The sequence below is a fragment of the Psychrobacillus sp. BL-248-WT-3 genome (genome assembly GCF_012843435.1).
Taxonomy (GTDB): domain Bacteria; phylum Bacillota; class Bacilli; order Bacillales_A; family Planococcaceae; genus Psychrobacillus.
Window position 1 is genome coordinate 25,369 of record NZ_JABAFC010000028.1, and the last position, 25,976, is coordinate 51,344.

A 25,976-nucleotide genomic window follows, 5' to 3' on the forward strand; every position below is an offset into this window, starting at 1 on the left:
TCTTAATGCTCCTTACGACGAGTTAATTTGATCGATTTGATCCTCTAACCATTGTATAACCGTAAGTGAACTCTTTTTATACATTTTAAATCTATTTTGAATCAATTTTAACGATAAATTTTTATACCTGGATTCTTTAAACCACTTAACTACTTTCGGGAAAATACGAATTAAATATTGATCGTCTGTTTCTAAGCTACGCTCTATTAAATGTATTGTCCTTGGAAGATACTCACTAAATCTATAACAACGGTTCTGCACAAAACTTGGTATTGTTTTAAATATTGAAGTTTTGGTAATCTTCGTTTCAGGTGGATTTTCCCACAATCTATCTACAGCTGCTGAAACTAGTTGATACATTTCATCATCTAAAGATTCTAAATTCAGCATTTTAGGTAATTTTCTTTTTGGTGGCAAATGAAGTTCCATCCAAGTACGATCATGCTTCATTCCCCAATCGTATCGATGAATATTGTATTTTCTAATTTGAGGTCTATTTGCTCGCTTACCTAAAATACTAATAGCTTCGAGAACAGTCTCTTTACATAGTTCTAACTTTGAATTGTTGTCTGTTACCGCTACCTCAAGTTTTCCTTGCAAAATCTCTTTGTGTCCATTATTCTGGTTTATTGTTAACAGATTACTTTCATTTTCCTTCTTATAAAGCTTCAAATACTTTCTAACAGTTGTTCTATTTGAACGAAGGAACTCTGCAGTTTGAGTAATAGTATACCCTTTGTTAATATACTTTGTTGCCTGATTAATAAATAATGCACCCATTGTTTCAATTGAAAATAGAGTTTCATCTTCCAAATGGGGAAAACCTTTTCTATAATAAGTCATTCCACAATAATTACAAGTAAAATAGCCAGTAATCCACTCATGAACTTTTCTTCTACATATATTTATTACCCTTTGATTATACTGGGGACATATTCGATTATTACATACCCATGGACCATTTCCGAATGGTAATGGAAAGAAATAAGTTTCATCCTGTTTTAAGAAGTTCTCTGTATTCCCAGAAAGAAAACGCATTAATAAAATGTAAAATATTGTATGCTTCCTCAAATCATCTGGTGCGAATAAACTAGGCATTACTCTCAAAAGTTCATTAACATTCAATCCTAACTCAATTAAAACTTCTTTCCCATAGTAATCAACCATATCAGAAATAAGGTCCTTCTTAAAAATAGTATCTCCTTTAAAATGAATGTATCCTCTGTTTCCTAGGCGAACCATTAGTTGTTGATAGACATAGTTTAATGTTAAGGTGTTATACGACATAAGTGCTTTAATATCATCTAGGAATTCATATTTATTGGTGTCCATCCATTCTTTAGTATTTTCATTAATCTCATGGCCATTCGGACACTTGGGCTCGGTTAACATTAAATTAGCATTACTGCTTGCAAAGGGTATGTCGCAGTGAGAGCAACTATAAACGAGTTTTGTTTCGTGAATAGGACAAACGGTTAAAAAAGAAAATTGATGTGTTCTGTGCGCATATACTTCTCCGAACCTTTCATAATCATCATTTAGGCAAGTCGGGCAATACCTAATACTATTTGATAAAAACTGGTTTTCCAGTGTTTTAATTTTCATGCTTAAACCGCCACTAGAATTGTAAAATACATTGGTTATAGTATTATGTAAGTCTTTATTAACAAAAGGTCGAAAAAGAGGATAGAATGTGTGATTATCAATAAGATTTATTATAAATTCTTCAGAAACTCCTAGCCCATTAATAACATGAATTAAATTTTCAGGGTACATAACCATAGTAGAATATGCTTTTCCTAATAATTCTTTTCTATTTTTTAGATAAGATCTATGTGGGGAACGTAAATGGTATCTATATAAAATACTCCTAAAATCTTCATCTGGAAAAGTAGTTGGGAAAGATATGATATTGCTCATATCAAGTCTCCTCTTTCCCTAAAACGAATTCCTCATATAAACTAACAAGTCCAGCATCTCGAAGTGCTTCATCAGTGGTTTTATTAGTATTTAAACCTTCAAAGACCACGAACCTTAAATCATCGTGATCGTATTCTTCCAGGTTTTTCTTCCTTCTCTTATTGCTTTTACTTGATTTTCCAGTAACCTCTTCGCTCGTTACAATACTGTTGTTTTCCAATACTAACTTTGCCATTTCAGCATACAACAGCTCATTATCCTGTGAACCATTGTTTTCTCGTTCAACTCTTATTGCATACTTTTTAGCTTCTTCTTCTGTACAACCCATCCTTGTCGCAAAGCTAGTTAATTGTTCAATTAAGATTCTCTTATTTCTTTGCAATAAAATTCTTTTATGCTCTTCCGACATCTGACCGTCTATTTGTATACGGTGACGAATATCCATAAGATAACTATTAAACGAGATCCAGTCAGGTTTTAAATCATCGAACTCATCAGCGTTTACTTCTTCTCCATTTCGAATACGTTCGAATATTGGTTGTACCAGTCTTAAAGTTTTATTAGCAACACTTTCTATCATTTCAACATCTATCTTTTCAGTGTCACTATATAGAATTGCATGGGATTGTACATGCATAAATAGTTTGACCGCAAAATCAGGAATTCCAATCGTATGATAATACATGGCAGATTTAATTTCAGGTGTAATTTCAGTGAAGCTTTTGGTATATTGCAGATCCCATAAACTCTCAATAAACTGTTCCCATTCCCATTCATCTTTCATTCTGTCCGTTATATTTTCTCCATAGCTATTAGATACTCCCCTACGGGTATTGGCTAAGCTCGATTTAAAAATATAAAGAGCTTTAAAAGTTCCTATAATGACAATTGGAATACCTATAGAATTAGTAAGTTCCGTAATGAAATCAATCATTTTTTCATCTCCGCCTGAATGAGCACGGTTTACTCTTTGGATTTCATCAATTACTAAAATGCCCAAATTTATTAAACCTGCAACTTTTGCCATACGCTTTGCTAATACTTCAATTCTGCCATCCTTCTCAGCTAAATCCTCATAGTAAGTAGTGCCCAACAAGTCATCAACAGCTGTATAAAAATTCCGACATAGAGCACCTATTGATTTATTACTAGGACATTCAATTTTTAACCAAACCACTTGTTTACAAGTTAATTGGTTATTTTTGTAGCTAGTATGATGAATTACTTGAGGAATCAAGGATAAAAGCTTGTCGTATGACTTCGATTTTCCCATACCACTTAATCCAATTTCTGCGCACTGTTGAGCAGTTTGGGTTTGTCCAAGGAGGTTTAGCCCCTTCTCATCTGTGCCATGTTCTAATATTTTGTCATATCCAACAGAAAGATACCTATGATATAGAGGAGTCATCGGATTCCTTGATTGATAGCCGATTTTTATCATACTATATAGGTTCCGGTATTTATTGAAATGAGAAGAAAGAGGTAACCAAAAACTAGGCTTAATCTGTTGTACCAATTCAATTCTATCCTCATCATCGAGGCCATCTATATTACCATTGAACCTTGGAACTGAATAAAGTAGATCATAGAGTTCTTCTCGTGATAAACGATTAGGAAGTGCCTCGATAAAAGGATTCCCTATACTTTCAGGGACAATTTGTTCCTTATATTCTGCTCTTACTTGATAGCCCTTTAAATAGATAAAACGATCATTTTTCATTTCCACGATTTTCTCGTCTCTCCTTGTTTTTAGACATTAAGAAAAGCTGCATTTCTGTCATTTTTGTAATTTCGGATTGACGATTTGTATTTTCACTATTACTTGAGACTTCATTACTTACCTGTTTAATATCTTCCTCTCTCTTAACTGTAGTCCATGCATCCTCACTAGAAGTCATCCTCTTGTCTAAATTACGTGCAAGTCGCTTATTCTTAAACTTTCCAGATTTCGGCATACCTCTTTGTGCCTCTTTTGTTTTCTCTTTCTCAGATAAAGATAAACTTTCTGCAACAGCATCTAGGGGACCCTCTATATTTACCCGTTGTTTTTTTAGCTGTTTAAGCTGTTTGTTCTTATAACTCAACAACACCTTAACATCATTGAAGTGTAAATCCCTATAGTCATTGAATTTTGGTGTTAGGAAGCACGGTTCAAATGTTCCATCCTTTAAGCTAATAAAAATACTACTACAATTTCTAGGATCATAATTCACAACTACCTTTTTTTGTCCATAAATACTCTCTTGTTCAAACCACTTTTCCTCAAAACCTCTATCCGAAGAAAAGGACATTTTCTTAAAGGTAATACCGCTTCTTGTTACTATGCCTTCTCCTTTCGGTAGTAGTTTTAATCTAATTAAATCTCGTGGCATTTCGTGGAGGAGATTCTTTTTTAATCCCCAGTTCCATATTCCCAATGGAGTCAATTCAACTTTTTCCTCGAACATTTCCCTCGTCATTAGATATTCATCCGGTAAAGCAGATTTGTTAAACTCAAGGACAAATAAAATAGTCAATTTCGAAAAAGCCTCGATTGTATGGACCGCGTAGTTCTCTGGGTTCTTGTCCCCTCTTTCTCGATGCTCCTTTCGAACAGCACTAACGGGTATGGATTCTCGTATTCTTGCATTATATCTACGAAATTGTTGTTCAATATATGGCTTAAAATCTCCACGATAGGAAGGTGTGTTTCCGACTCTCACATTAATATCCACTAAATTATTTGAGTTTCTACTTTTATGTTCTCCACGGTCTCCAACAATAAATTTAGGCAAATGGAGGCAAGGCCAATCTTCTTCCGTTATTTCTATTCCAAACCTTTTACAATACTCTACTTTATTAGTAGAAGCATTTTCTAAAGCTACCATTTCTTCTTCCCAAGATGGAGTAATGCAAATGTGTACACCGACAATCATTCTGGACATAACATCTTTGACAAAATATACATGTGCCCTACCTATTACCGTTTCTCTATCTAACGACACAAGAATTACATCTGCTGGAGTCGAATCAATCTCATAATAAGCACCTGGACCTTGAACATTTTCCTCTGGTGTACCCTTAAAAGCTCTTGCATTCATCTCTGCTTTTCGCTCACCATACCTTGCACTGTATTTCTGCTTTGAGTTAAAGTTGTTCTGATACCAATAGCGAAACATTCTTAATGTTGGACATTTCTCGGGTTCTACTATTGGGACCATTTCGTTAAACTCTCGATAAAATCCCGTTTTATACCTATGTTGTAAAAGTTTTTTATGGGTTTCTGTAATAGTTAATCCTTGTTCAATATGAAATTTTTTTATGGCCCATAGAAAATTTTCCTTGTCTTCATCACGGATAATATACTCATTTCCATCTTCAGCTTTTGGACCAGCTTTCTTATCAGAGTATTGTCTTTTATTTACCCCACAATCAAAGTAATTATTTAATAGACCATTAATTGATTTTCCATAAAACCAGTATTTTTTTATCCATTCATGAATAGTTTTTCTTTGTTTTCCTGTAATTTTCATTACCTCTCTAACCATTAAACCTCTAGATTCTGGATAGTATATCTCTGGTTCTTTCATAACTATTGACTTTATTATCTCCCACTTAATATCTCTGTTATCAATATGCCTCTTCGAATATTCCTGATTGGCTTTAATCAACCTTATATCAGGCTCTAAATTATATGTGCTTGCAACTCCATCTTCAATTAGTTGAATTAAATCTTGATACGAGCGAAAATAGGGAAATTGCATTTTTTTCCTATTCATTATATTCATAAGAACTACTTTACTACGATCCTCAGAAATCCATAATATTCTTTCCAACACTAATTCTTGGTCGGAAATATTTTCAAATTGTATTATGGTATTTTCAAATAATTGCATACAAATTCACCTCATTTTTTTAATACTACTGTCTATCAACAATCAAACTTAGAGGTCTATTTTCCCTTATAAGCAGATTCATATCTGTTTTCCATAACTTATTTACCAACATGTGCTGAACAATATATAAAGATGTACCAGCCTCCAACCCAAGTTTCATATCGCATTTCAAACAATTTTTACTTATAGAATCTTTTGGGCTACAAGAGAAAAGGGTTTTAAGTAAAGGATCAGCAACTAAATCTATAACTTCTGAGTCAACACCTGGCCGTGTACCTAAAAATTTTGCATCATACATCCAGTCTATGTTTTTAATCATATTTATTGGTTTTGGTTTATCAAAAACCATTTTCCAACTTATACCCATCTCTAGGAAATATCGTCTCTCTATTTCAAATAATTCTAATGTTCTCTTTGTAAGCTTAGTCACTGGTTTTATAGTTCTAGCTACATCAGTTATTTCCCCGTCTTCGTTTACTACACTTAACATAAAATCCGTTGACATAATTACCTTCTCACCTTTGTAATGTGGATGGCGAATATTTAATTTATCCGCAATTTCAATAGTCATTTCTATTGGGGTCAACGGATACTGTTCTCTAATATCTACAACACAGTCTGCCCATTCTTGAACAAGAAGAAATTGGTATTCATGTTTGGATAGAGTATGATGTATTCTCCTTGTTTTCCATCCATGCGTCCTTGTCAACCATCCCTCAGAAGCTACCTTATTGTCATTGGCTTGTATAAAAGGTACATAGTCTTTCCCTCTCCCCTGGCCCCTGCCATCACTCAAACGATTTAAATGTGACTTACTAATACTGCTATTACTCATTTAACAACCCCCAATATAATAAAAGGCACATAACGGTATTCCATTATGCACCTCAATAATAGTTTTAATAATTTTCACTCTGAATTTTACTTATCAGAAAAATCTAAATGTTTATTTTATATGTAGTATAATAACCTTAATAGACTATTTTAAAACACTATTTTAAAAATAGTAGGAACTTTAAATTAAAAGATATAGTTTAAGGCAAAATAACGGATTCCTATTTAAAGCATTTGATAAATCCTTTGTTTGCTCCAAGAGTGGGAAACCTTTAATAATCCTTTTGCAAAGTTCTATGTTGAAAGGATAAAAATATTAATACAAATCCTTATTTTATTATGTTTATCTTCTTTATAAATTTTTAATGTAGCTTATAAGTCTAAAGAAAAGGATGAATTGAAAATGTATATCGCTGAATTAAGTATCGAGAATTTTAGAACATTTAATTCTAGAACAACAATTGAATTTCACGAAGGTACTAATGTGATAATAGGTCAAAATAATGCTGGAAAGACAACAATTATTAAAGCATTGCAATTGTTATTTGATAATCAACAGAACAAACGTTTATCTGTTGATGATTTTAATAGAACTATTACAACTACAGAATTAAAAAAGGCTCCTCCAAAAATAATAATTTCAGCAAAATTAGTTGAGTCGCTAGAGGAACCTGAATACTCTGATGACCTTGTAACTGTATCAACCTGGCTTACTAAAATTGAGAGTCCATATGAAGCTTGCATTACTTACGAGTTCTACCTACCAGATAAGGAAGTGGATTCTTACGTAAAAACGATGTCTGACATAGATGTAAATCAAACTGAAGAATACTGGAATGTCATTCGTAACATTTTTTTGAGAAAATACACACAAAAGATTTATGTAGGAAATCCAGAACAAAAAAACCTAATTGATCCAGAAAACATAAATAAATTTGACTTTCAATTCTTAACTGCCATTAGGGATGTTGAACGTGATCTTTTCACTGGAAGAAATACCTTATTAAAAGAAGTAATCGACTTTTTTATGGACTACGAGATTAAGATTGATGAAAAACTTAACAAAGATGAAAAAATAAAACAAATAAAAGCTAAGAAGAAAGCTTTTTCAACTGATGCACAACTTTTGATTACTTCATTGCAAGCTCGGATGAGTGAAGGAAACATTCACATGCTTAAATACGTTGAAGATACTGGAGCTGGATTTGGAGGTATGAAGCCATCTTTTGATGGGACGATATTAGATACAGAACTATATTCTGCTCTTAAACTAATTATAGAAAGTGAAACGGGTATTAAACTTCCTGCTATACATAATGGTCTTGGCTATAATAACTTGATTTACATTTCTCTTCTGCTGGCAAAAATGCAGAAAGATGCGTCAGGGGATTACTTAGGCTCAAATGCAAAGGTCTATTCAATTTTAGCTATTGAAGAGCCTGAAGCCCATTTACATCCTAATATGCAATATAAGTTTTTGAAGTTCTTAAAAGAAAACCAAAGTTCTCAAGTAAATCAAATTTTTATAACCTCTCATTCACCAAATATAACTGCAGCTGTTGAATTGGATGATATCATTGTATTGCAAAAAGAGCAGGAAAATGTTCATGTCGCTTATCCAGGGAGAGTATTTACTGCAAGTACAGAAGACCAAAAATCGAAAAATTACGTAAAACGTTTTATTGATGTGACAAAAGCAGATATGTTCTTTGCAAACAGTTTAATTTTGGTGGAGGGCTTAGCAGAGTTGTTGTTAGTTCCAGAGTTTGCAAAAAAGTTGGATTTTGATCTAGTGGATACTCATACTTCAATCATTAATATTGGTGGTCGGTACTTTGATCACTTTTTAAAATTGTTTGATCAAGAAAAGAGCGAGTATGCTATTAAGAAAAAGGTTGCATGTATTACAGACCTAGATCCCGTCCGAAAAGAAAGAAAAAAGGGTGCTTCTTGGGTTGCTTGTTCACCATTGTTTATTGACGTTGCTCCAAATAACTATGAATATAAATCATATTCGAATACTTTGATTGATAAAAGAAAAAATAATAAACAAGATTTAATTAAAGTATTTAGCCAAAAAGAAAAGGAAAGTTCTACATTTGAATATGACCTATTATTGAAAAATATTACTACTGAAAGCCTACTAACAGAATCAGTCTCTAATATAGAAGAAATAAAACGATTAATGAGCGCTTTAAAGGATGGGAAGTCGATTCAAGATATTACAGATATATTAAGCGAAAATAATTATGGAAAGGAAGTTAGAGAATATGTTAGTGGTGAAATATTTAATGAACCTAAAAAAGCGGAAAAAATAAAAGCTAAAATAATAGCCGGACGATATTTAAATTCTATAAAAAAGGGCCAAGTAGCACAGGAATTAGCTTATGTTGTTGCTACAAGTAATAAAGAAAAAATTAGTCCCCCAGACTACATTAAAGAGGCGATAACATGGATTTGTCAAAAGCAGTAAAGCTAAACGATAGTAATGGAAATATACCAATTGACAATCACTTCAAGCTTTATGCAGGTCCAGGTGCAGGAAAAACCACGTTTCTAACTCGTCATATTCACTGGATTTTAAATCAATCAAAAAAGCTATCGAAAGTTAAAAAAGTTGCTTGTATTACTTACACTAATATCGGTGTAGAAACCTTAAAAAGTCGTCTGAAAGATACAGCTGAAGATGTTGAGGTAAGCACTATACATAGCTTTCTTTACAAACATGTTTTAAAACCGTATTTGTGGATGTTAGATGATTGTCCTTTTCCTGTTGAACATTTAGACGGGCACGAAGAAGTTAAATTAGGAAGGTCTTTACTTCAAGAATACAAAACTAGAAGTAAACAACATTTTGATGAGAGTCTCAATAAGGATCTAGCTCATTCTTTGGGAAATTTAATGTGGATGTTAAATGGAACTACAATAGAACTGAATTTTCTCAAAGTATACCAATCCAAGGTTGGACGCTATAATATCAAGAAAAATTCATACTTAGTTTATAAAGAATTATGCTGGGAAAATGGACTTTTGAGTCATGATGATGTTCTATACTTTTCATATTTGCTTCTACTTCAAAAAAATGAAATAAGAGAAGTTATTAGAGCAAAATTCCCTTATATTCTACTAGATGAGTTTCAAGACACAAGTCCTCTACAAGCTGAAATCATTAAATTAATTGCGGAGAAAGAAACGGTAATCGGGGTTATTGGAGATCCTTGTCAGGCCATATTCTCATTTCAAGGTACTGATGATAATTTGTTTGATCAATTTAAACTTGATGGTATGTCCCTTCATTATTTAGAAAACAATCATCGCTCTACTGAACAAATCATCAAAATACTAAATCATATACGATCCCAGAGAGACTTTAATCAATGTAGTCCAGACAAAAAGGTTGGCGAGATTCCAGTATTACTAATTGGAAGTTCATTTACAGCACATAAGTATGTTTCTCAAACTCTTGGGATTAACAGTTTCTATACATTGGCTTACCGAAATAATGAAACTAATGCTATTAAATATGATTTCAAGGGTAATAACACGGAGGGAATCGATTTGATTTTTGGAGATAGTTCTAGAGGATGGATGATTTATTATATTATCCATGCAATTGAATACGGGAAGCAATTAAAGTTACAAGATGCCATCAAATTTATGAAAAAAGCTTACAGAAAGATTGATGGATTTTCAGATAAGAAAGCATTTAGCAATCTGAAAAGACTCTTAGAAGCATATAATAATTTTTGCGATGGAAATATTAAAGATTTTTATAACAATTACATTTTTGGTCATTATGGAGTTAAAGGAAAAATTTCGAGTGGAAAGGTGAAAGGCTACTATGAACAATTACTTTATAAGAGAGCAGCAATAGAAGTCAAAATTTCTGATGATATAAGTGTGTTTAAGACTATCCACAAGTCAAAGGGCGATGAATTTGACAATGTTCTTGTTGTGATTCCAGAGACCAATAGTGAAAAGAGCCTTGAATTTTTGCTTACACCTGATATGAGTAAAGAAGATCACCGCGTTTACTATGTCGCATTAAGTAGAGCAAAAAAGAACCTATTTATTAATGTTCCTGTTATTTCTAGTGAAGTACTTCAGGAGTTAGCACATCTAAATATAGACCCCATTTACTTATAAGCAAAAAAAGGACTCAATTTGGTCCTTTTTTTTGTGGATGTGGCCTCGACGCTATTAATAATTAACATAAACAAATAAAAATATTTCGGTTAAAGAATAAGGAGTCTATTAATGGACAATAAATATTGTAAATAGGAGGGAAAATTATCTATGTTAAAAAAAGATGATGATAAAGTAATCTATTGCTACAGTTGTCGTAAAAAGAGCATATTTACTCGGAGAGATGTAAGTAATAATAACGGTGTAGAAAGTCATTGTAGCGAGTGTGAATATGTGTGGTTTGAATGGCAAAACCGAGCAGTAGAGCGAGAAAAAGAAAAATGGCTGGAATACAATGGAGGATTAAGAAGTAAGTTTAAACTCCCCAATCAAACTTCATACAATAACTCCTGATATTTATTTTTTTCTCTTTAAGTACGATTATATCATTAACTTTTAAATCCTTTACATGCAATATTGATTAGGTATACTACCCAATTTTTAATCTGGTTCTACTATATTTGAGATATTTTATTAAAAGAAAAAGGAACTAGATTTTTTTGAGTCCTTTGTGAAAGAGAATTGTAGCGGGTTTTCACCAGGTCCCCCAAAAACACAAGTACCTCTAACAGAAGTTTAAGGTCTTATGAATTCGTTCTACTCGTAATTACATCCTTCATGCAACATCATCCAAAATCACGCTTGAAGTGTTCGGTTTGTTTGAAATTGGCGATGAATATCACACCATGAAAGAATAACACTTTTCTGTTGTAACTTTAAAATAAAGTTTGATTAAAGATATCCTTTTAACCCTAAAAAAAGCAAATAAACAAAGTAACCCGTCTTGATTTAAAATATCAAACTTTATTTAATACTAACACTGAAATGGAAAATAAAGACAGCCTGTGGTTTTGTAGCATCCACAGGCTGTCTTTAACAATAATTTTGTTATATAGATTTCTAACCATTTTCATGCTTTAATATATTATTTTGAAATAGTAGTATCTATCTGCTTGAGTTACCAACTATGTTGTAAAGTTACTAACTATGTTGTAAGGTTACCAACTATGTTGTAAAGTTACCAACTATGATGTAACTGGACATCACATAAATTACATGTAAACAAAATTATTTTACTCAACCGTAACGGATTTAGCTAGATTTCTAGGTTTATCTACGTCACAGTCTCTGTGAAGTGCTGCATAGTAGCTAATCAGCTGTAGTGGGATAACTGCTACTAGCGGAGCGAATAATTCATGTACTTTTGGAAGAACATAACGATCTTCCTCTTCCTCGAAGCCTTCCATCGCTATAATACAAGGATTTGCTCCACGAGCAACTACCTCTTTCACGTTTCCACGAACGTTTAAGCTTACTGCCTGCTGTGTTGCTAATGCAATCACAGGTGTGCCATCTTCAATGAGTGCAATCGTGCCATGCTTAAGTTCTCCTCCAGCAAAGCCTTCTGCTTGGATGTAAGAAATCTCTTTAAGCTTAAGAGCGCCCTCTAAGCTAATATAATAATCCACGTTTCTTCCGATGAAGAAAGCGTTTCTAGTAGTAGAAAGGTATTCTGTTGCAATCTCTTCAAGCTCTTCTTTAGTATCTACGATTGCTTGAACCGCATTTGCAACAATGCCAAGCTCTTGTACGACATCAAAGTCTAGCTCTTTCCCTTGGGATTTTGCAAATACAGATGCCGTGACCATTAGCACTGCTACCTGAGCAACATAAGCTTTTGTAGAAGCTACAGCAATTTCAGGACCAGCATGCAATAATAACGTATGATCCGCTTCACGAGAAAGTGTGGATCCAGGTACGTTAGTTACAGTTAGTGTTGGATACCCTTTTTCTTTGATTTTCACTAATACTTGGCGACTATCTGCCGTTTCACCAGATTGTGTGATGAAGATGAATAAAGGCTTTTCCGATAGAAGTGGCATATTATAACCAAATTCACTTGAGATATGAACCTCTACTGGGATACCAGCAATTTTCTCGAAATATTCTTTACCGATCAAACCAGCGTGGTAGCTAGTTCCCGCTGCAATGATATATAGACGATCCGCATCTTTTAGTGCCTCCAAAATAGCAGAGTCGATTGTAAGCTCGCCTTGCTCGTTTTGATAGGCTTGGATAATTTTGCGAAGAACAGTCGGCTGTTCATCGATTTCTTTTAACATATAGTGAGGATATGTTCCTTTTTCAATGTCACTCATATCTAGCTCTGCTTTATAAGGAGCACGCTCTACTTTTTTGCCATCAAGCGTTTGGATTTCTACTGATTCCTTGCGCACGATTACGATTTCTTGGTCATGAAGCTCCACGTACTGCTCTGTTACTTGTAGCATTGCCATTGCATCAGATGCAACCACGTTAAATCCTTCTCCCACACCAACTAGTAATGGGGATTTGTTTTTTGCAACATAGATCGTGCTTTCATCTTCATTATCAATTAAAGCAATTGCATAAGAACCATGAATCAAATGCAACGTTTTTCTTAATGCATCAACAGTTGATAGACCATCTTTTGAGAAGCGTTCGATTAACTGTACAATTACCTCTGTATCTGTATCAGAAGCCATTTGAACATCAGCCAAATAAGCCTTTTTCAATAAATGATAGTTTTCGATTACGCCATTATGCACAAGCGTAAAACGTTTCGTTGTACTTTGATGAGGATGAGCGTTTTCTTGGTTTGGAACTCCGTGAGTCGCCCATCGAGTATGACCAATTCCTAGGTTAGCACTTACATCACCGTCTACAGCTTCGCGCAAATCTGCGATACGTCCCTTTTCCTTAAAAACCATTACTCCATCTTCATTTAAAACTGCAATCCCCGCTGAATCATAACCGCGGTACTCTAATTTTTCTAAGCCTTTTAATAAAATTTCTTTTGCATCATTTTCACCGATATATCCTACAATTCCACACATAATATATATTCCTCCGTTATCATTCATGTCAAAATAAGCATACTAAAAAAAGCCTTAGCAATACAACGCCGGCTGGAAACGCACATAATCTATGCGATACCACTACTGCGCATATCCTAAACATTTTTTAAATACACATGCCTATTAAGCTAAGAATGCCTTCTTTTCCCCTTGGTCATTCAATCACTTGAATGGTTTCTGAAAAAGAATTACAACCGGGCAAATACGGTCGGGAGGCATCCGCCGAAATTTCGATAACCTCCACCTCGTCTGCTGAAAATTTGTTTCGTCCAATTTCTTCAGCTCAGGCGCTTTAATTGTTTTCCTTCTTTAACGCGTTACCTATCCTACCTTTCTACGCGATTACAAAATATTTTAATATAATGCAACTCCATCATTATATCTTCTCAGTATATGTGAGTCAATCGAAACGACAAGGCCTAAAGTACTGAGAAACCTATAAATAGAGAAAGAGACCTATCACTCATGGTCTCTTTTACTCATACTAAAACTGCTCCGTAAACAAGTGCTAGGATAATAACAAACGCAGGATGCAGCTTTACCTTCTCTAACAGCAAATAGCTTCCTACTATTAGAATAAGCGTTGACACTACACCAACTCCGTCTAATGAATCCTTCCCAAACTGAAGAGTCATCACACCTAACAATACTGCTATTACTGGTCTTATGAGCTTTGTAAGGTTTTTAACTTCCGGTGCCTCTTTATATTTTAATAGAATAGCCATCATACTAATCATAAGGATCAAGGAGGGAGCAACTGTCGCAAAGAGAGCAATAGCTGCTCCTAAAATCCCGCCCTCAGTATATCCAATATAGCCTGCCATTTTTGTGGCAATAGGTCCAGGCAAGGAGTTTCCAAGTGCTACTACTTCGCTGAATTCCTGAGTAGTCATCCACTCATAGTTCTCTACTACCTCGTGCTCCACCAACGGAATGGAGGCGGGTCCTCCCCCATATCCCAATATACCCGGGATAAAAAATGCTAGAAACAACTGCCAATAAATCATTTCCGCCCCCTCCTTTTCAATAGAGGAAAAAAGGCAATAGCCATACACACTAGGATGATAATTGCAGGGTGTATATGTAAAAGTTCCATTAGAAACGCAGCACCGGCTATTATTAAACAAGCCTTCCACCATCCAAGGGTTTCTCCAGATTTTTTGATAAAGTCCCAAGTCATTAATGCTAGCATAACTGCAACGACAGGAATAACTGCAGCAGTCATGCCCTGCACTCTTGGGGAATCCTTGAAAGACTGAAGAAAGCCTAGCAAGAGAATCATTAGCACCACGGTAGGAATGACAGAAGCAAGGAGAGCATTAACACAACCCCGAAAGCCAGCTACTCGATAACCAATGTAACCAGCCATCTTGGTTGCTATCGGACCAGGCATCGTATTAGCCAATGCTAAGGTATCACCGAATTCCTCCTCATCCATCCATTCATACTTTTTAACGACTTCCCGGTGAAATAGAGGTATTGACGAAGGTCCCCCGCCAAACCCTAGCATCCCTATTCGGAAAAATGCTAGAGTTATATCTCTTTGAAGTACTGGCTTAGGACGTACAGAGCCACCCTTCAAAGACGGTTTTTCTACCACGCTGCAATAGCTCCATCCGTTCTCGATTCTGTTCCACCCTGGAGGACTCCCGTTTCTGGGTTTCTCCAAATGATTTGCCCACGTCCAAAGCTACCGCCATCCGTAGCTACTTGAATATCATGTCCTTTTCTTACTAAGCTTTGCACCAAATAATTAGGGAGTTCTGGTTCAACATGTACTGTTTTACCTTTAATCCATTGCCAGCGTGGCATATCAAGTGTTGCTTGAGGATTTAACAAATAATCTACCGTGTTTGTTACAACCTGGAAATGTCCCTGGGGCTGCATGTAGCCTCCCATCACACCGAACGGCCCTACGGCTTCTCCGTCTTTCGTTAAGAAGCCTGGAATAATCGTATGGTAAGTTTTCTTTCCTGGCTTTAATACATTAGGATGTGATTCATCTAGAGAGAAATCATGTCCTCTGTTTTGCAATGCAATACCTGTGCCTGGAATGACAACACCAGAACCGAAGCCCATATAGTTACTTTGTATAAAAGAAACCATATTTCCTTCCTCATCAGCAGTTGCCAAATAGACAGTTCCCCCTTTTGGTAATTCATAAGGTTCGGGATCTGTAGCTTCGTCTTGGATTACCGCTTTACGCTTTTCTGCATATTCCTCGGACAATAAATGCTCGACACTTACTGGCATTTCATCAGGCTCCGTTATAAATGCCTGGCCATCCGTAAAGGCTAGCTTCATCGATTCAATTTGTTGATGTAGCGTATGAACACTTTGCCACTCGGGCTTATCTAGCTTATTAAATACATTAAGGGCCATCAAAGCGACCATACCCTGACCGTTTGGAGGAATCTCCCAAACATCATAGCCACGGTAGTTCACAGAAATTGGGTCTACCCACTGAGGCTGATAGGATTGTAGGTCACTTTTAGACAGATATCCCCCATGCTTTCTCATAAATCCATCTATTTGTTCAGCAAGATCTCCTTCATAAAAAGCTTTTGCATTTGTTTCTCCTATAGCACGAAGCGTGCTTGCATGGCCTGGAGACTTCCACACCTCTCCTATTTCTGGAGGGCGACCATCTGGAGCAAATGTTTCAAACCATGCGTTGAATTCCTCTGTCGTAAAGCTCGCTTTAAACTTTTTGTATGCTACCTTCCAATACTTCCCTAAAATTGGGGACAGAGGATAACCCTCCTCCGCATATTGAATTGCAGGCTCTAGTACTTCTTTTAACGGTAATTTGCCAAACCTTTCTGATAAGGCTGCCCATGCAGCAGGGACTCCTGGCACCGTTATTGGTACTACTCCATGCACAGGCATCTTCTCTAGGCCTTGTGCTCGTAGCTTTTCAGCCGAAATAGATTGTGGTGCAGGACCTGATGCATTCAACCCATGAAGCTTTCCTTTTGTCCAGACTAAAGCAAAAGCATCTCCACCGATTCCATTGGAGGTTGGCTCCACCACAGTTAATGCAGCAGCAGTAGCAATAGCTGCATCAATGGCATTCCCACCTTTTTTTAATATATCTAAACCAGCCTGTGCCGCTAAAGGTTGTGACGTTGCAACCATACCTTTTTTAGCAAAAACGGTATTTCTCTTACCTGGAAATGGGTGATATAAGTAATCCATTACGTTCCCCCTATGTAATCATTATTAAATTATTCTGAAAATAAAAATAACACTAGCTTAATATAATGTAAAGGATTAATTACGTAAATGTCAGAAAAAAAGAGATACCAGTATATGGTATCTCTTACTTCTAGCTTAATCCATTATTTAAGCCAACAGTTTAACGATTTCACGGTTGAACGCTGGAATGTCATCTGGTGTACGACTAGTAACTAATTGTTTTTGACAAACGAAAACCTCTTCGTCATGGAACTTAACGCCTGCATTTTCTAAATCTACTTGAATAGATTTATATCCAGTTGCATCTCGACCATTCAGTGTTTTTGCAGTAATTAAAAGCTGAGGTCCATGACAGATTGCAAATACGGGTTTTTTAGCATCCATAAAGTATTTAGCAAATTGTACGAAACGATCATCTGCTCTTAAAATATCGGGAGAAAATCCACCAGGAATGAATAATGCATCAAATTCTTCTGGCTTCACATCGTCAATACCATAGTCAATCGTTACATTTACTTCACCATTTTTACCGGTTACTTGTTTCCCAGCCTCTTGTTCAATAGCGAATACCTCGTGTCCAGCTTCGTTTAAAGCTTGTGCCGGTTTCGCATATTCCGAGTCCTCAAACATATTTGTGATTAATGTTGCTACTTTAGCCATTTCCTCACTCCTCAATTGTTTGTTCTCTCTTATAATTCCACTATACTAGCTAGATTAAACATTTTTCATGAAAAATAGAAAGAAGAGCTTTTTAAGGTTCCCTTTTTACTATAAAAAACCCTGACCGTATTTCTACGGTCAGGGTTACATTATATCTTTAGTCTACTAATCCCATTTCTGCTTTTACTACTTCAACTATACGATTTACATATTTCTCACAGTCTTCTACGGTAGAAGCCTCTACCATTACGCGAACTAATGGTTCTGTTCCTGAAGGACGAACTAACACGCGTCCGTTACCAGCCATTTCTGTCTCCACTTCACTAATGATTGCAGCTACTTTATCATTCTCAGTAACAGCATGCTTATCAGTCACGCGTACATTTACTAGCTTTTGAGGAAAGACTTTCATTTCAGCTGCTAGCTCAGAAAGTTTCTTCCCTGTTACCTTCATAATGTTTACAAGCTGTAAGCCGGTTAACAAACCATCACCTGTAGTATTGTAATCTAGGAAGATAATATGACCAGATTGTTCTCCACCTAGGTTGTAACCATTCTTCTTCATCTCTTCTACAACATAACGATCTCCAACAGAAGTTTTTACACTTGTCATATCATTCGTCTCAAGTGCTTTATAGAAGCCCATGTTACTCATAACAGTAGAAACAACTGTCTTGTTGTTTAATCGTCCTAGGGAATTAAGATATTTTGCACAGATATACATGATTTGGTCGCCATCAACGATGTTCCCTTTTTCATCTACTGCGATAATTCTATCTCCATCACCATCAAATGCTAATCCAACATTTGCTCCCTTTTCAAGAACAAACTTAGCTAAGCCTTCTGGATGTGTAGACCCTACACCATCGTTTATATTCAAGCCGTTAGGCGAAACTCCCATTGTCGAAAGGTCGGCATCTAAGTCAGCAAATACATGAGTACCTAAGGAAGATGTTGCACCATTCGCACAGTCTAAGGCTACATGAATGCCTACGAAGTCTTCATCAATTGATTGCTTAAGATATTGAATGTATTTTTGACCGCCTTCGAAGTAATCGGATACGGATCCGACACCACCACCTGTGGGTCTTGGCAATTCATCCTTCTCTGCATCAAGCAACTGCTCAATTTGTTCTTCTTGCTCATCCGTAAGCTTAAACCCATCTGAACCAAAGAATTTGATACCGTTATCTTCCACGGGGTTATGGGAAGCAGAAATCATTACACCAGCATCTGCGCTCATTACACGTGTAAGATAAGCTACTCCCGGTGTACTAATAACACCTAATCGCATTACTTCCACTCCGACAGATAAAAGACCAGCAACAAGCGCGCCCTCTAGCATATGTCCAGAAATACGTGTATCCCGTCCAATGAGTACCTTTGCTCGCTCTTTAGTATCTTTTGTTAAAATATATCCACCAAAGCGACCTAATTTAAATGCTAATTCCGGTGTTAATTCCTCGTTTGCTACACCTCTTACTCCGTCTGTACCAAAATATTTTCCCATTAATCTTCTCTCCTTAATTACCTGTTATCCTGCTTTTATGCGTCTTTTATCATTAATTTTGCTTCGGATTCAGATGTTTGCCATTCTACATTAGAAGGACCATCAATTTGAATAGGAAGAATTCTTTCACCAACTTCTATGTTTTGGGCATCTACGTAGATAGAAATGTCCCCTGACTGAATATCTTTCAAGGCATCCGGTGTTCCCTTGGCCACAACAGAAATTATTCCATCAGTAGGTGTTTCGAAGCTACTCGCTAGCTGCTCTGGTAATCCTTTTACAGCTATCCTCATTTCTGTAAAGGACTTCTCTGTTATCTCATCAGCTACAGCTGTGTCCTCATCTTCCTTCTCGGCTTCATCCGTACCGTTGGAAGGGGGTGCTACGCTTGTAACATCTGCTTTTATATCAATTTTTTCTTGAGATAATTTGGTCACTCCCTCAGGCACAACCATTTTAACACTGATTGACCCAGTGTCTTCAATTTTACTCACATCTACATCGACATTCAACCTATCAATTTTATCAACAACTGACCTAGGACCATATACCCGCACCTTCTGAGTCGCTGTTGATAGTGCATTAATAGTTAAACCTTCCTTTGGAGTTCCTTTTTTCGAAAGCGAGATAGGTACTTCTTTACTGTATTCTTCAACTGTCACTTTAACATTTACAGTTCTCGGCTCAACAGAGACATCAAGCTTATTAAGATCCAAATCAAGCACTCTAACGCTAGCTTCTTGCTCAAAGGACTTATCTATGCCTTTTTCGCTCGAAATGGTTGCTTTTACATAGCCTATAGATTGTATAACACTTTTTGCTCCTGTTACGTTTACTGTTCGAGGTTCTACAGAAGAAGTCATGACATAGTTCTCTGCTAACAGGCTTTCATTCATGTCAAGATCTACCCGGAATTCCTGGGTGATTTTTTCTTCAATTACTACATTCACATATACGGGGTCTGTTCGGACCTTTAATTTTTCTGAGAAATTTTCCTGTGATATAGCAACTCTATGTTCGCCCATTGGAAGTTCTCTTAAATCTACAAACAGCTTGTAGTCCTTCATAATCTTTGCCGAAGTCACAAAGTTTGCAGGGCCTTGTATATTTACATCTACCGTATCTGGAACTCCAGTGACGACTAAATTTTCATCATCATAATAGACTTCTACTGGAACATCCCTTAATACGTCAATTGCATTGTTGCTAGAGTTCTGATGATCAGATTCCAAATCCGATTTCACGGAAACAAACAGCAATATGGCAAAGGTAAGTGTAATAATTCGCAAAAGCCACGGATTATTCATCATTTTATCCATTTTGTTTCCCCCTCCATCGCCACTTAGAAGGTGTCACTTGCTCCTCAGTTGGACCAAACCAAAGTCTTGTTAAATGATTTTTAAATTCATCCATTGAAAGATTTCGATGTAGGTCTCCGTTAGAAGTAAGGCTTACTGCTCCTGTTTCCTCTGAAACTACAATTGTAATAGCATCTGTGACCTCACTAAGCCCTATTGCAGCTCTATGCCTTGTTCCAAGCTCCTTCGAGATAAAAGGACTTTCAGAAAGTGGTAAGTAACAGCCAGCAGAAACAATCTTATTTTTTTGAACAATAACCGCCCCATCATGTAGTGGCGTATTTGGAATAAAAATATTAATCATTAACTCAGAAGTTAAGTGGGCATTTAAAGGTATTCCCGTCTCAATATATTCTGTCAATCCAGTCTCTCGTTCGATGGAAATTAAAGCACCAATTCGACGCTTTGCCATATAGCTAACAGACTTGGTCATTGCTTCTATTAGACGAGTCTGCTCTTCTTCCTCTTGTAGAGAGCTTCTAGAAAACAATTTCCCCCTACCTATTTGTTCAAGTGCTCTTCTGATCTCAGGTTGGAAAATGATAATAATTGCTAAGAAACCATATGTGATAACTTGATTTAACATCCAGCCAAGTGTATCTAAACCTAGAAAATCAGTTACTACTTTTGCAATAACGATGACAAAGATACCTTTTAATAATTGAACTGCTTTTGTACCTTTAATAAGAGTAATTAATTTATATATAACGAACCATACGAACAAAACGTCTAATATATTGACGATTACGTTCACTGGCATCAAGTCTGTAAATTGTTCCATAAACGACATTGGGCATCCCCCACTTTTTCTCGCAAATCCATATAAAGTAAGTATAACATATTTGAAGTATAGATTTCTCGTTCTAATACTAACGCAAAAAGTCTATCCAGGTTCCTGGATAGACTCCTTTTTTAAAAAGATAGGATAATATATGTGTTTCTCGGGGTATTTATTTCTATTTTTATTCTTCAGTCTTATCGCTTTTAAAGAAGGAGGTAATTTCATTAGCAGTATCTTTTATGGTATACCATAACCAGTCAAATGCTTTGTTAATTTCCTCACTTTTACCTGTAACATTGGCTGTGGAAGCCATATATTTAGAACCGTCGATAATGGACCCATTAATCACTGTTAAATTGCCGTCCAATTCTCCATCAACACGCACATCACCATTCTTAACTATCAAATCTCCTTTAACGACTTGTCCCTCAGGGATTATAACTGTTTCTCCCTCGACAATAACATTCTCTTGCTTTGTGAATGAAAACTGTTGGTCGTTATTATAATTGGAGAAAAGGGCACTACTCATTAAAAGCATAAACATAGCTGCTGCCGTAAGAACAGGATGCTGTCTAAACCATCTGCTTACACCTGTATGTGATTTTTCTTTTGGAAGTCTAGACATAACTGATAAAGTAAAATCATTTGGTGCCTCTACATGAGCTGCTCCTTTTACAAAGGCTACTACATCGCTTAACTCATGCATATGATTGCGACACTCTTGGCACGACTGCAAGTGTGACTTGAGCTCCAGCTCGTGTTCACGACTAATTTCACCATCTAGATATTCATGCATATAGTGAACAATTCGTTCTGGACACGCACTCATCATGATTCCTCCTATTAAAGATTCGGTTGTTTACTTAATTGTTTTCTAAGTGCTTCCCGACCTCGATGTATTCTTGTTTTTACTGTGCCTAATGGGAGATCTAAAATTTCACTTATTTCCTGTAATGATAGTTCCTCCATGTATTTAAGCACTATAGCAGATCGATACTTATCTGGAAGACGGCTGATCTCATATTGAATTCTATCTTGTAGCTCAAGTTTCATCAACTCTTCCTCAGGAAGTTCGTCAGAGGCAGCTATTTGAGAATACATGTCGAGACCTTCCGTACCTTTTACTTCTGCATCTAAATAATAATCAGGCTTTTTTTTACGTATACGATCAATACATAAATTGGTAGCAATACGATACAGCCACGTAGAAAATTTTCTCTTTTGATCGAATGTATGAATATTTATATAGGCCCGGACAAATGCCTCTTGTGCTATATCTTCAGCTTCGTGACGATTGCCAAGCATTCTATAACAAACTTGGAAAAGCCTATTTTGGTAAAGGTCGACAATCTCCGCGAATGCGTCTTTATCTCCTTTAAGTACTTGTTTTATTCTTTTGTTAACTATCGCATCCATCGTGTGATTTCCCCTCCGCTCTATGCGGCTGTCTCTACCTATACGTAAGAAGGATTCAACAGGTTTCATTTTTTTATATTATTTTAATTTTATCAAATATTTCCTGTGTTGTGTTGTTAAAAAAAAGAAAAAGCTGACAATTAGCCTGCTTTTCCTAAAATACTAATAAAACTATTATATTAAGCTTTCTCCAAATAATGAGCCCATAAGTGCTACTGCAGTATCAGCTGTCTTATTTTTCTCATCGAGAATAGGATTTACTTCTACAAATTCAGCAGATGAAATTAAATGAGAGGAATAAAGCATTTCCATAGCTAAATGACTTTCACGATAGCTTATACCTCCTGGTACCGGCGTTCCCACTCCAGGTGTATATAGCGGATCTAATCCATCTAAGTCAAGAGACAAATGCACACCGTCCACTTTACGTTCCAGGAAGTAAGTTATCGTTTGATTCATAACCTCGGTCATTCCTAGCTTATCTATTTCATGCATGGAGAAAACTTTAATACCTTTTTCTCTAATCAGTTCTCTCTCTCCCGGGTCTACAGAGCGGGCGCCAATTATAACTATATTCTCGGGTTTAATCTTCGGTGCAAATTCACGTATGTTCACTAAATCCTTGTGACCTAAGCCTATGCTTACGGCTAATGGCATACCATGAATATTTCCCGATGGAGAAGTTTCAGCAGTGTTTAAGTCTGCATGAGCATCGTACCAGATAACCCCTAGATTTTCATAATGATCAGAAAGACCTGCTAATGTACCGATAGCTATACTATGATCTCCACCTAGGACAAGTGGGAAATCACCTGCCTCTACAACCGCATGCACTTTATTGGCAAGAGCTGTATTAGCTTCAATCACCTGCTCTAAATTTCTTAAGGTAGTAGATGATTCTTTTTTTCTAGTCTGACTGATTAAAATATCCCCTTCATCCTTCACCGTATGACCAAGGTCAGTCAAGCGTTCCACTACTCCAGCATAACGAATTGCACTTGGTCCCATATCTACCCCACGTCTATTTTGGCCAAGATCCATGGGAACCCCTATAATTGTTAGATTTAATTTATTCATTATTTTATACCCCCTTTAGTTCATACACTTATTGTAATTCCTTAAAGGCAGTTGGCTCAACTTAGCATTTTCATGTATATTTATTCAATAATAATTGAAGATGATTTTTTGTTTCTGTCCATTCGTCATTTACAATCGAATATAAAACCGCGTTTCTGACGGTCCCGTTGGATCTCACACGTTCGTTCCTTAACACACCTTCCTTGATGCCCCCAATTCTTTCAATAGCTCGCTGTGACGGTAAGTTTAACTCGTCGGTTTTAAACTGCACACGAATCATCCCCAACGCCTCAAAGCAATGCTGGAGCATCAAGAACTTACAGGTCGTATTTACATGAGTTCTCTGAAAAGCTTTCCCGTAAAAAGTAGAGCCAATTTCACAAGCACGGTTAACTTGATCTATCCCGTAAATCCTAGTCGTACCCATTATTTTCTTGGTATCTGTATGTTCCACTACATAAACAATTGCGGTTTGTTGACCTTGCATTTGATCAATTCCTGCCTGCAGCCAATCTCCTAGCTGTTCTTCACTTTCTACCCTATGTAACATATATTCAAATACGCTAGGCTCATACAGCTCCCACAGTAACGGTATATCGCTTTTCGTTAACAATCTTAACGTAACATCCCCTAGGATTAAGCTTTCCATTTCCTCTCACAACCTCTTCTCTTTTTCTATTTATATCGGAATGTAGAAGTTATTTTGTTATATATCTAAATACAAAAAAACTCTTTTCAATTGAATGAAAAGAGTACAGTATACACACATTAGAATTAAAATGGAGCCTAGCGGGATCGAACCGCTGACCTCCTGCGTGCAAGGCAGGCGCTCTCCCAGCTGAGCTAAGGCCCCATAATAGATAATAGAAAATGGCTGGGGTACCTGGATTCGAACCAGGGCATGACGGAATCAAAATCCGTTGCCTTACCGCTTGGCTATACCCCAAAAACTGGTGGAGGGGGACGGATTCGAACCGCCGAACCCTAAGGAGCGGATTTACAGTCCGCCGCGTTTAGCCACTTCGCTACCCCTCCAGGCTATTATAAAAACTTTAAACTTTATGGTGGAGGATGACGGGCTCGAACCGCCGACCCTCTGCTTGTAAGGCAGATGCTCTCCCAGCTGAGCTAATCCTCCAAAACAGTAATCCTCTTTAAAAACCGGACAATTAATAGTTTAGCATAAGTATTACTTCAAAACAAGCACTTTTTTATGTACATTCCCTACTTTTATGTAAAATAGAAAAGCTTCCAACCGGATTTGAACCGGTGACCTCTTCCTTACCATGGAAGCACTCTACCTACTGAGCTATGGAAGCATAAAAATGGCTCCGAAGGTAGGACTCGAACCTACGACCAATCGGTTAACAGCCGATTGCTCTACCACTGAGCTACTTCGGAACGTTCTTATTATTTAAAGTACAAATATAATTATAACAAGTATACTTTAAATTTCAAGCTTAATTTAGGTATTTTTCCAATGAAATATTCAAGGTTCCAACATATAGAAGTTACCATCTTTTTGAATGATATTCTCTATATTTTATTTCATAGAAGATGCTTCACCATATTATATTGTCCATTTTTATTTAGAAATATGCATAGAAGAATTTTTTATTTAGAGTTTTTTTAATCTATTTTTTAATTCTTAATTATAGCCAAAAATTTAAGCTATTAATAGAGAACAGTGAAATTTAATATTGCTTTTTTATGTTTAAAGTAGAGTTGGTTTTCGCTCTAGACGTAAGCTTTCCGCGGGGGGAGTCGCCGTCTGCCTCTCCAATCAATAGAGTAATTAATGTTAGTATTTTATAGGTAGTGCATTCTATATAAAATTCAACGCTCATTAAAAGATTTAATTATTGCTAGGAGAGTGCTTTTAAAGTAGACGAATGGTACGAGCAGGAATCACAGCTGTCACAGAGTTTAAACGCCTTTTTGATCAGGCTCACGTAATTATTACTCGTAACTCTTTCCTTGCCCTATTCATAACATGCTTAAGTATTTTTGTAATTTCTGGGGAGAGATTGCCTTCTAAACAAAAAAACACCAGCCACAGTCGTTCAGTTCCTCGAACTCTTTGCCCCTCCGGCTTCTCGCTCATTTCTTTATGGAGAGAGTGCCTTCGGCTTTTTTTTGATACAGGACAAAACAAAAAAGCCGCCACCGATTACTCGGTAACGACTTTCTTTGGTGCCCAGCGACGTCCTACTCTTGCAGGGGCGACCCTCCAACTACCATCGGCGGCTGCGAAACCAGGTGGGC

19 protein-coding genes and 6 tRNA genes are annotated in these 25,976 nt (G+C 36.4%); 3 read left to right on the forward strand and 22 right to left on the reverse strand.

The genetic code is table 11. From position 1 onward, the window contains the following. Positions 1–12 precede the first annotated feature (12 nt). From HF876_RS13565 to HF876_RS13580, 4 genes are read right to left on the reverse strand one after another with little or no spacing between them, the layout of a single operon-like run. Positions 13–1,920 (reverse strand): TnsD family Tn7-like transposition protein, encoded by a 1,908-nt coding sequence (locus HF876_RS13565; protein WP_169360600.1) that lies wholly within the window; start codon positions 1,918–1,920, stop codon positions 13–15. A 1-nt stretch (position 1,921) separates the two neighbouring features. Then, positions 1,922–3,640, reverse strand: coding sequence for an ATP-binding protein (locus HF876_RS13570; protein ID WP_169360620.1), 1,719 nt, complete (start codon positions 3,638–3,640; stop codon positions 1,922–1,924). Then, a complete protein-coding gene (locus HF876_RS13575; protein ID WP_169360601.1) occupies positions 3,630–5,795 on the reverse strand; it encodes a Mu transposase C-terminal domain-containing protein in 2,166 nt (721 codons plus the stop codon). Before HF876_RS13575 ends, HF876_RS13570 begins: the two co-directional genes overlap by 11 nt. 25 nt (positions 5,796–5,820) lie before the next feature. Continuing rightward, positions 5,821–6,630, reverse strand: coding sequence for a TnsA endonuclease N-terminal domain-containing protein (locus HF876_RS13580; RefSeq protein ID WP_169360602.1), 810 nt, complete (start codon positions 6,628–6,630; stop codon positions 5,821–5,823). A gap of 402 nt (positions 6,631–7,032) precedes the next feature. Between HF876_RS13580 and HF876_RS13585 the strand changes: the two genes are divergently transcribed. The 3 genes from HF876_RS13585 (at position 7,033) to HF876_RS13595 (ending at position 11,168) form a co-directional block, all read left to right on the forward strand. Continuing rightward, positions 7,033–9,102 carry an ATP-dependent nuclease gene (locus HF876_RS13585; RefSeq protein WP_169360603.1) on the forward strand — a complete coding sequence of 690 codons (2,070 nt, stop codon included), beginning with the start codon at positions 7,033–7,035 and terminating at the stop codon, positions 9,100–9,102. Beyond that, complete coding sequence (locus HF876_RS13590) at positions 9,081–10,775, forward strand: ATP-dependent helicase (RefSeq protein ID WP_169360604.1); 1,695 nt, start codon at positions 9,081–9,083, stop codon at positions 10,773–10,775. Before HF876_RS13585 ends, HF876_RS13590 begins: the two co-directional genes overlap by 22 nt. Positions 10,776–10,925: 150 nt before the next feature. After that, the gene (locus HF876_RS13595) at positions 10,926–11,168 is read left to right on the forward strand and encodes a hypothetical protein (RefSeq protein ID WP_169360605.1); all 243 of its coding nucleotides are present in this window, start codon (positions 10,926–10,928) and stop codon (positions 11,166–11,168) included. Between the two features lie 719 nt (positions 11,169–11,887). Here HF876_RS13595 and glmS read toward each other — a convergent pair. The 18 genes from glmS to HF876_RS13685 form a co-directional block, all read right to left on the reverse strand. Further along, positions 11,888–13,690 (reverse strand): glutamine--fructose-6-phosphate transaminase (isomerizing), encoded by a 1,803-nt coding sequence (gene glmS, locus HF876_RS13600; protein ID WP_169360606.1) that lies wholly within the window; start codon positions 13,688–13,690, stop codon positions 11,888–11,890. Positions 13,691–14,190: 500 nt separating this feature from the next. Continuing rightward, on the reverse strand, positions 14,191–14,718 hold the full coding sequence (locus HF876_RS13605) for a chromate transporter (protein WP_169360607.1): 528 nt from the start codon (positions 14,716–14,718) through the stop codon (positions 14,191–14,193). Further along, a complete protein-coding gene (locus HF876_RS13610; protein WP_169360608.1) occupies positions 14,715–15,311 on the reverse strand; it encodes a chromate transporter in 597 nt (198 codons plus the stop codon). Before HF876_RS13610 ends, HF876_RS13605 begins: the two co-directional genes overlap by 4 nt. After that, entirely contained in the window at positions 15,305–16,909 is a 1,605-nt protein-coding gene (locus tag HF876_RS13615) for a gamma-glutamyltransferase family protein (protein ID WP_169360609.1), read from the reverse strand. Before HF876_RS13615 ends, HF876_RS13610 begins: the two co-directional genes overlap by 7 nt. A gap of 147 nt (positions 16,910–17,056) precedes the next feature. Further along, complete coding sequence (locus HF876_RS13620) at positions 17,057–17,569, reverse strand: type 1 glutamine amidotransferase domain-containing protein (protein ID WP_169360610.1); 513 nt, start codon at positions 17,567–17,569, stop codon at positions 17,057–17,059. A gap of 157 nt (positions 17,570–17,726) precedes the next feature. After that, on the reverse strand, positions 17,727–19,079 hold the full coding sequence (gene glmM / locus HF876_RS13625) for a phosphoglucosamine mutase (RefSeq protein ID WP_169360611.1): 1,353 nt from the start codon (positions 19,077–19,079) through the stop codon (positions 17,727–17,729). Positions 19,080–19,114: 35 nt separating this feature from the next. After that, positions 19,115–20,398, reverse strand: coding sequence for a CdaR family protein (locus tag HF876_RS13630; RefSeq protein ID WP_169360612.1), 1,284 nt, complete (start codon positions 20,396–20,398; stop codon positions 19,115–19,117). Continuing rightward, positions 20,391–21,227 (reverse strand): diadenylate cyclase CdaA, encoded by an 837-nt coding sequence (gene cdaA / locus HF876_RS13635; RefSeq protein ID WP_169360613.1) that lies wholly within the window; start codon positions 21,225–21,227, stop codon positions 20,391–20,393. Before cdaA ends, HF876_RS13630 begins: the two co-directional genes overlap by 8 nt. Positions 21,228–21,399: 172 nt before the next feature. Then, on the reverse strand, positions 21,400–22,047 hold the full coding sequence (locus HF876_RS13640) for a zf-HC2 domain-containing protein (protein ID WP_169360621.1): 648 nt from the start codon (positions 22,045–22,047) through the stop codon (positions 21,400–21,402). Positions 22,048–22,061: 14 nt separating this feature from the next. After that, positions 22,062–22,634 (reverse strand): RNA polymerase sigma factor SigW, encoded by a 573-nt coding sequence (gene sigW / locus HF876_RS13645; RefSeq protein ID WP_169360614.1) that lies wholly within the window; start codon positions 22,632–22,634, stop codon positions 22,062–22,064. 174 nt (positions 22,635–22,808) lie between these two features. Further along, positions 22,809–23,711 carry an arginase gene (gene rocF / locus HF876_RS13650; RefSeq protein WP_169360615.1) on the reverse strand — a complete coding sequence of 301 codons (903 nt, stop codon included), beginning with the start codon at positions 23,709–23,711 and terminating at the stop codon, positions 22,809–22,811. A 70-nt stretch (positions 23,712–23,781) separates the two neighbouring features. Then, complete coding sequence (locus HF876_RS13655; RefSeq protein ID WP_169360616.1) at positions 23,782–24,360, reverse strand: GNAT family N-acetyltransferase; 579 nt, start codon at positions 24,358–24,360, stop codon at positions 23,782–23,784. Between the two features lie 131 nt (positions 24,361–24,491). Continuing rightward, a tRNA-Ala gene (locus tag HF876_RS13660) sits at positions 24,492–24,564 on the reverse strand. Positions 24,565–24,582: 18 nt separating this feature from the next. Further along, positions 24,583–24,657, reverse strand: a tRNA-Gln gene (locus HF876_RS13665). Between the two features lie 5 nt (positions 24,658–24,662). Beyond that, positions 24,663–24,746, reverse strand: a tRNA-Tyr gene (locus HF876_RS13670). 27 nt (positions 24,747–24,773) lie between these two features. Continuing rightward, a tRNA-Val gene (locus HF876_RS13675) sits at positions 24,774–24,849 on the reverse strand. Positions 24,850–24,957: 108 nt separating this feature from the next. Then, positions 24,958–25,030, reverse strand: a tRNA-Thr gene (locus tag HF876_RS13680). A gap of 7 nt (positions 25,031–25,037) precedes the next feature. Then, a tRNA-Asn gene (locus HF876_RS13685) sits at positions 25,038–25,112 on the reverse strand. Positions 25,113–25,976 lie beyond the last annotated feature (864 nt).

Excerpts from the sequence above, each read along its gene's own strand:
- sigW (WP_169360614.1), bottom strand. The coding sequence starts at position 22,634 with ATGGATGCGATAGTTAACAAAAGAATAAAACAAGTACTTAAAGGAGAT.
- HF876_RS13580 (WP_169360602.1), bottom strand. The coding sequence starts at position 6,630 with ATGAGTAATAGCAGTATTAGTAAGTCACATTTAAATCGTTTGAGTGAT.
- HF876_RS13570 (WP_169360620.1), bottom strand. The coding sequence starts at position 3,640 with ATGAAAAATGATCGTTTTATCTATTTAAAGGGCTATCAAGTAAGAGCA.
- HF876_RS13595 (WP_169360605.1), top strand. The coding sequence starts at position 10,926 with ATGTTAAAAAAAGATGATGATAAAGTAATCTATTGCTACAGTTGTCGT.
- HF876_RS13615 (WP_169360609.1), bottom strand. The coding sequence starts at position 16,909 with ATGGATTACTTATATCACCCATTTCCAGGTAAGAGAAATACCGTTTTT.
- HF876_RS13620 (WP_169360610.1), bottom strand. The coding sequence starts at position 17,569 with ATGGCTAAAGTAGCAACATTAATCACAAATATGTTTGAGGACTCGGAA.
- cdaA (WP_169360613.1), bottom strand. The coding sequence starts at position 21,227 with ATGTCGTTTATGGAACAATTTACAGACTTGATGCCAGTGAACGTAATC.
- glmS (WP_169360606.1), bottom strand. The coding sequence starts at position 13,690 with ATGTGTGGAATTGTAGGATATATCGGTGAAAATGATGCAAAAGAAATT.
- glmM (WP_169360611.1), bottom strand. The coding sequence starts at position 19,079 with ATGGGAAAATATTTTGGTACAGACGGAGTAAGAGGTGTAGCAAACGAG.
- HF876_RS13630 (WP_169360612.1), bottom strand. The coding sequence starts at position 20,398 with ATGGATAAAATGATGAATAATCCGTGGCTTTTGCGAATTATTACACTT.
- HF876_RS13585 (WP_169360603.1), top strand. The coding sequence starts at position 7,033 with ATGTATATCGCTGAATTAAGTATCGAGAATTTTAGAACATTTAATTCT.
- HF876_RS13640 (WP_169360621.1), bottom strand. The coding sequence starts at position 22,047 with ATGAGTGCGTGTCCAGAACGAATTGTTCACTATATGCATGAATATCTA.
- rocF (WP_169360615.1), bottom strand. The coding sequence starts at position 23,711 with ATGAATAAATTAAATCTAACAATTATAGGGGTTCCCATGGATCTTGGC.
- HF876_RS13605 (WP_169360607.1), bottom strand. The coding sequence starts at position 14,718 with ATGATTTATTGGCAGTTGTTTCTAGCATTTTTTATCCCGGGTATATTG.
- HF876_RS13575 (WP_169360601.1), bottom strand. The coding sequence starts at position 5,795 with ATGCAATTATTTGAAAATACCATAATACAATTTGAAAATATTTCCGAC.
- HF876_RS13565 (WP_169360600.1), bottom strand. The coding sequence starts at position 1,920 with ATGAGCAATATCATATCTTTCCCAACTACTTTTCCAGATGAAGATTTT.
- HF876_RS13590 (WP_169360604.1), top strand. The coding sequence starts at position 9,081 with ATGGATTTGTCAAAAGCAGTAAAGCTAAACGATAGTAATGGAAATATA.
- HF876_RS13655 (WP_169360616.1), bottom strand. The coding sequence starts at position 24,360 with ATGGAAAGCTTAATCCTAGGGGATGTTACGTTAAGATTGTTAACGAAA.